Source organism: Streptomyces phytophilus (assembly GCF_013870535.1).
GTDB lineage: Bacteria > Actinomycetota > Actinomycetes > Streptomycetales > Streptomycetaceae > Streptomyces > Streptomyces phytophilus.
In genome coordinates this window covers 1-5,903 of sequence record NZ_JACBXC010000285.1, presented here as the reverse complement: position 1 = coordinate 5,903, position 5,903 = coordinate 1, and the positions used below count along the sequence as shown (strand labels likewise).

6 protein-coding genes are annotated in these 5,903 nt (G+C 74.5%); 5 read left to right on the top strand and 1 reads right to left on the bottom strand.

All coding sequences use genetic code 11. The annotated features are described in order from the left end of the window. The coding region (locus H5J30_RS14990; protein ID WP_181787931.1) for an MMPL family transporter at positions 1 to 1,081 on the top strand (1,081 nt) is incomplete at its 5' end. Between the two features lie 153 nt (positions 1,082 to 1,234). On the opposite strand, the gene H5J30_RS14985 is transcribed toward H5J30_RS14990, so the two are convergent. Then, positions 1,235 to 2,479, bottom strand: coding sequence for a type 1 periplasmic-binding domain-containing protein (locus H5J30_RS14985; RefSeq protein ID WP_181787930.1), 1,245 nt, complete (start codon positions 2,477 to 2,479; stop codon positions 1,235 to 1,237). A 301-nt stretch (positions 2,480 to 2,780) separates the two neighbouring features. Here H5J30_RS14985 and H5J30_RS14980 point away from each other — a divergent pair, with 301 nt between their 5' ends. The 4 genes from H5J30_RS14980 (at position 2,781) to H5J30_RS14965 (ending at position 5,652) form a co-directional block, all read left to right on the top strand. Continuing rightward, positions 2,781 to 3,701 (top strand): PAC2 family protein, encoded by a 921-nt coding sequence (locus H5J30_RS14980; RefSeq protein ID WP_181787929.1) that lies wholly within the window; start codon positions 2,781 to 2,783, stop codon positions 3,699 to 3,701. An 88-nt stretch (positions 3,702 to 3,789) separates the two neighbouring features. Then, positions 3,790 to 4,410 (top strand): dephospho-CoA kinase, encoded by a 621-nt coding sequence (coaE, locus tag H5J30_RS14975; RefSeq protein ID WP_181787928.1) that lies wholly within the window; start codon positions 3,790 to 3,792, stop codon positions 4,408 to 4,410. A gap of 101 nt (positions 4,411 to 4,511) precedes the next feature. Further along, positions 4,512 to 4,877, top strand: coding sequence for a tetratricopeptide repeat protein (locus H5J30_RS14970; protein WP_181787927.1), 366 nt, complete (start codon positions 4,512 to 4,514; stop codon positions 4,875 to 4,877). Positions 4,878 to 4,977: 100 nt separating this feature from the next. Further along, on the top strand, positions 4,978 to 5,652 hold the full coding sequence (locus H5J30_RS14965) for a nitroreductase family protein (protein WP_181787926.1): 675 nt from the start codon (positions 4,978 to 4,980) through the stop codon (positions 5,650 to 5,652). Positions 5,653 to 5,903: the final 251 nt, after the last annotated feature.

Below are 5,903 nucleotides of genomic sequence, written 5' to 3'. Positions count from 1 at the left end.
GTCGGCACCGGCGCTGGGGATGCGGCTCGGCTTCGCCGACGCCGGGAACGACCAGACCTCCACCACCAGCAGGAAGGCGTACGACCTGCTCGCCGAGGGCTTCGGGCCCGGCTTCAACGGCCCGCTCTTCGTCGTCGCGCAGGGCGGCGGCGGCACCGGCGCGGCCGAGGCGGGGGAGCAGGCGCAGGCGCAGATCGCGCAGACCGACGGCGTCGCGGCGACGAGCCCGCCGCTGCCGTCCGAGGACGGCGAGGTCGCCACCGTCATCGTCTTCCCCGAGTCGGCGCCGCAGGACGCGGAGACCGCCGACCTCGTGCACGACCTGCGCGACGACGTGCTGCCGCCGCTGGCGGCGCAGACGGACGCGGAGTACCTGGTCGGCGGCGCCACCGCCGGTGCCCAGGACTTCTCCGACACCGTCGCCGACCGGATGCCGCTGTTCGTCGCCCTCGTCGTCGGCCTGTCGACGCTGCTGCTGATGGTGGTGTTCCGCTCGCTGTGGATCCCCCTCAAGGCGGCGGTGCTGAACCTGCTGTCCATCGGTGCCGCGCTCGGCGTGATCACGCTGGTGTTCCAGGAGGGCTGGTTCGGCGTGGAGCAGGGGCCCATCGAGGCGTTCATCCCCGTGATGATCTTCGCCATCGTCTTCGGGCTCTCCATGGACTACGAGGTCTTCCTCGTCTCCCGGATGCACGAGGAGTGGGAGCGTACGAAGAACGCCGCGCACGCGGTACGCGAGGGCCTGGCCGTCACCGGGCAGGTGATCACGGCCGCGGCGCTGATCATGATCGTGGTGTTCGCGGCGTTCATCCTCAGCCCGGACCGGATGCTGCAGCAGTTCGGGCTCGGTCTCGCGGTGGCGATCCTGCTGGACGCCCTGGTGATCCGCTGCCTGGTCGTGCCCGCTGTGATGCAGCTGCTCGGCCGGCACGCCTGGTGGCTGCCGGGCCCGCTGGCCAGGAGGCTGCCGAAGGTGGCGCTGGAGCGCCCCGAGGAGCCGCAGGCTCCCGAGGGCCCGGGTGCCTTCGCGGGAGATGAGGCGCGGGAGCCGTCCGGGCAGCGGGGCGCCGGGATCTCGTAGGACGGCGGCAGGCGGCGGACGCGCGAAGGCCCGCCCGTACGGCCCTGGCCACGGCCACGGCCACGGCGTACGGGCGGGCCTTCGCGTGCAGCAGGGCGCGTGCACGTCCGTACACGTGCCGTACGACCCGCGCCGCTCGGAGGGTCCCGTGTCTCAGCGGCGCTCCTCCGCCTCCTGCCGCCACCGGCCGTCCTCCCGGAGGTCGAGCCACACCACCGGGTGCGCCTCGGCCTGCGACAGCTCCTTCCACCAGCCGCCCAGCGTCCCCCGCACCTGCACCGTCGGCAGCGCCTCGGCCAGCGCGGCGCGGGCCAAATCCGGTTCGTTGCTGTTGCGCTCCTCCGCCGAGACGGTGTCCCAGGCGGAGAGCATGGCCCGGGCCGCGTCGTAGGTCTCGACGGCGTACGGGCGGGTGGCCAGCTCGGCGCCGAGGGCCTTGCGGACGGCGGCGCGGCGGTCGGCGTCGGGGTCCAGGCGGACGTCGTAGTGGCCGCGGACGGTCAGCCAGCCGTCCGGCACGGAGAAGTCCGCGTCGGCGGCGGCGTTGCGGCCGGTGCACGTCGGCGCCGTCGGATCCCACAGCGACTTCACGCCGTCGAACCCGCTGTCCTCGACCTGCTCCAGCCACTCCGCCAGGTTCCGCGCCCCGCCCTCCAGGAACACCGCGTCCGGCCGGAACCGGCCGATGCCGTCGGCGAGCTGCCCCGCGTCGCCGGCGCGCACCTCGACGCCGTCCGCGCGCAGCCGGTCGATCAGCGCCCGGGTGGGGTCGGCGGCGGTGTCGCCGCGGACGTAGACCTTGCGGACCCCGGGGGCGGCGGCGAGGTGGCGGGCCAGGACGACGCCCATGTCGGCGGTGGACGCGGAGGAGCGCAGCTCGTTGGTGTCGGCGTAGCGCGGCTCGGGGCTGAGGCCGGCGCCGTCGTGGCGGCAGGCGCGTACGACAGGGAGGCGGAAGGACGTCAGGCCGCTCTCCGGCAGGTTGAGGGCGGGATCGCCGCCGACGACCCCGGTCAGGCCCGGCTCCATCTCCACCCAGCGGGCTATCAGGCTGCGGTTCGCGGGCTCGGTGGACTCCTTGTGGGCGGTGAGGTCCGACACGCCCAGCGGCGGCGTCGCCACCCCGCCGTTGCCGCCGCCGGTGCCGTTGCCGCTGCCGTGGTCGGCGAGCGCGCGGGTCACGCTCCGGGTCAGGACGGTGTCGCGCCCGCCGCCCGGGTCGGCGTCCCCGAGGGCCCCTATGCGGTAGACGCCCGTGAAGGCGGCGGCCGTGGTGGCGTCGGGCGACGGCATCCCCGGCGGTCTCAGCCCGGTGCCGCCTGGCCATGCGGACACGACGATGCTCGCGATCACGATGACGCAGGCACCGATGGCGGCGAGCGTGAGCGAGCGCGACATGCGGCGCCGCCCCCCTCGGCGGGGCCGTAGCGGCTCCCGCAACCCACCGCGCCGGCCCGGGACTTCTCCTCCCGGCCCCTCCTCAGGCACGACGACCCCCTCCTTCTGCGAAGAAGGACGCTATACGCCGCGGCGAGGTTCCGCCGCCGTACGTCATGATCCAGCCAGCCGGTCCGGCCGGATTCCGCGGGCCGGCGGCCCGGCTGACCTGGGGTACGGGCCCTGTGGCCGCCCCGCGCGCGATTCCGTCCGCGTCACCGGGAATCACCGCGGGCACGCGGGGTGTTACACCCTCATGAGCATGTACGAATGGGACCCCAGCGGGCTCGCGGCCGTCGACGCGGTGCTGGAGCACGACTCGGCGGGGCTGACCCTGCTCTACCACCTCGAAGGCTTCATGGACGCCGGCGAGACCGGCGCCCAGATCATCGAGCGGCTGCTCGACGACCTTCCGCACGAGGTCGTCGCCCGCTTCGACCACGACCGGCTCGTGGACTACCGCGCGCGCCGGCCCCTCATGACGTTCCGCCGCGACCACTGGGCCGCGTACGAGGTCCCCACGCTCGAACTCCACCTCGTCCGCGACGCGACCGCCAGCCCGTTCCTGCTGCTGTCGGGCCCCGAGCCCGACGTGGAGTGGGAGCGCTTCGCCGAGGCCGTCCGGGAGATCGTGGAGCGGCTGAACGTGCGCCTGGCGGTCAACTTCCACGGCGTTCCCATGGGCGTGCCGCACACCCGCCCGGTGGGCCTCACGCCGCACGGCAACCGCATCGACCTGGTGCCGGGCCACCGCGGCGTCTTCGACGAGGCGCAGGTCCCCGGCAGCGCCGACGCCCTGCTGGAGTACCGGCTCGGCGAGGCCGGGCACGACGTCCTCGGCGTCGCGGCGCACGTGCCGCACTACCTGGCCCGCACCCCGTACCCGGACGCCGCCCTGACCGTCCTGGAGTCGATCACCTCCGCGACGGGCCTCGTCCTGCCGGGGGTGGCGCACGCGCTGCGCTCCGAGGCCCTCAAGGTGCAGAACGAGATCGAGCGCCAGGTCGACGAGGGCGACGAGGAACTGGTGGGCATGGTCCGCGGGCTGGAGCACCAGTACGACGCGCTGGCCGGCGGCGACGACCGGGAGAACCTGATGGCCGAGCCCGCGGAACTGCCCTCGGCGGACGAGCTGGGCAGCGCCTTCGAGCAGTTCCTCGCGGAGCGCGAGGAGGGCGACTGAGGCCCGGACCGCACGGGGGCGGGGACCGGAGCGCGGACCGTACGCTCCGGCCTCCGCCTCTCGCGCGTGCGCGGCCTAGGCTTGACCCATGCTGACGGTGGGACTGACCGGCGGGATCGGCGCCGGCAAGAGCGCGGTGTCGCGGCTGCTGGCCTCGTACGGGGCCGTGATCGTCGACTCCGACCGGATCGCCCGCGAGGTGGTGGAGCCCGGCACCCCGGGGCTGGCCGCGGTCGTCGCGGAGTTCGGCGACGGCGTGCTCGCCGCGGACGGGAGCCTGGACCGGGCGAAGCTCGGCGGCATCGTCTTCGCCGACGCCGACCGGCTCCGGGCGCTGAACGCGATCGTCCACCCCCTGGTCCGCGACCGCTCCGCCGCGCTCCAGGAGGCGGCGGGCCCGGACGCGGTCGTCGTGAACGACGTGCCGCTGCTGGCCGAGAACGACCTCGCCGGACTGTACGACGTCGTCGTGGTCGTCGACGCCCCGCCCGAAACCCAGCTCGACCGGCTGGTGCGGCTGCGCGGCATGGCGCAGGACGAGGCGCGCGCCCGGATGGCGGCGCAGGCCACGCGGGAACAGCGGCTGGCGATCGCCGACATCGTCGTGGACAACGACGGGACGCAGGCGGAGCTGGCGGAGCGGGTACGGAAGCTCTGGGAGGAACTGGTGGCACGCAAGGGGGTCAGGGGGCGGAACAGCGGGGCATGATCCCGTGTTGAAGGCGAATCGTCTCCCGGCGGTCTCCCGGTCGGAGAGCGGAAGACGTCAGAGGGAAGACGGAGACGGAGAAGACGAGGAAGGAGTTCGCCGTGGCCGAGCGCAGCCCGGAGACCGACGTCGTCGACTACCGGGCGGCCGAGCAGTTGCTCGCCGCCCGCGATCCGCGCGGGGCGGTCCAACTGCTCGACCCGCTGGTCGAGGCCCATCCCGAGAAGGTCTCGCCGCGGCTGCTGCGCGCCCGCGCGTACTTCATGAGCGCCCGCCTCGGCGCGGCGGAGGCCGACTTCCGCACGGTCATCGACCGGGAGCCGGACAACGCCTACGCGCACTTCGCGCTGGCCCGCACGCTGGAGCGGGCCGGGGGCGACCCGGACGAGGTGCGGCGGCACTTCCGGCTGGCGGCGGCGCTGGATCCGCGGCCGGACTTCGTGGACGCGGCGTGGTTCGAGGAGTAGCGGGGGCGGCGTGCCCGCCGCCGCCGGGGCGTGCGGCGGGGGCGGGCTTCGGCCCGTACCAGGTCTAGTCCACGTCCGCCGGGCGTGTTCTGCTGGCCTGATGACGACCTCGCAGCCGCATCCGGCCCCGTATCCCACCGTCCCGTACGAGCCCCTCGGCGTGCCGGCGTCGGACGCGCCGGTGCGCAGCCGCGCCTTCCACGACGCGATGACGCGCCGCCGCACCGTACGGGACTTCTCGCCGCGCCCGATCCCGGACGGCGTCCTGGAGTGGGCGATCCGCACCGCCGCCACCGCGCCCAGCGGCGCCAACGTGCAGCCGTGGCGCTTCGTCGTCGTCGCCGACCCGGACCGCAAGCGGCGGCTGCGGGAGGCGGCGGAGCGGGCGGAGCGGGAGTTCTACGCGCGCCGGGCCTCGCCGGAGTGGCTGGCGGCGCTGGCGCCGCTGGGGACGGACTGGCACAAGCCGTTCCTGGAGGCGGCGCCCGCGGTGATCGTCGTCTTCGAGGTGCACAAGGGGCCGCAGAGCCCGCGCCCGTACTACACGAAGGAGTCGGTCGGCATCGCCGTCGGCTTCCTGCTCGCGTCACTGCACCAGGCGGGGCTGGCGACGCTCACGCACACGCCGAGCCCGATGCGGTTCCTCGGCGAGGTGTGCGAGCGGCCGCCGGAGGAGCGGGCGGCGTACGTGATCCCGGTCGGCTACCCGGCGGAGGGGGCGCGGGTGCCGGACATCCGGCGCAAGGAGCTGGACGACGTGCTGGTCCGGCTCTGAGCCGCCGGGTCCGTGGGCGCGTGGCGCGCTGAGGTGCGGTGCGCGCGGGGGTGCGCTTCCGTACGCCCGGTTGGGTCCTGCGTGCCGCAGAAGACGCCGTGGCGCCCCGACCCGTTGACCGCGTGACGCGGGCCGCTTACTCTGATGCGCGCATGCCAGAAAGCGCTTTCTAGATGGACTCGTCAGACGCGGGAGAGGCGGTTGTGCGCATGAACGGCAGGCACGAATCGGACCACGGAGCCGACGGGACG

Excerpts from the sequence above, each read along its gene's own strand:
- H5J30_RS14985 (WP_181787930.1), bottom strand. The coding sequence starts at position 2,479 with ATGTCGCGCTCGCTCACGCTCGCCGCCATCGGTGCCTGCGTCATCGTG.
- H5J30_RS14980 (WP_181787929.1), top strand. The coding sequence starts at position 2,781 with ATGTACGAATGGGACCCCAGCGGGCTCGCGGCCGTCGACGCGGTGCTG.
- coaE (WP_181787928.1), top strand. The coding sequence starts at position 3,790 with ATGCTGACGGTGGGACTGACCGGCGGGATCGGCGCCGGCAAGAGCGCG.
- H5J30_RS14965 (WP_181787926.1), top strand. The coding sequence starts at position 4,978 with ATGACGACCTCGCAGCCGCATCCGGCCCCGTATCCCACCGTCCCGTAC.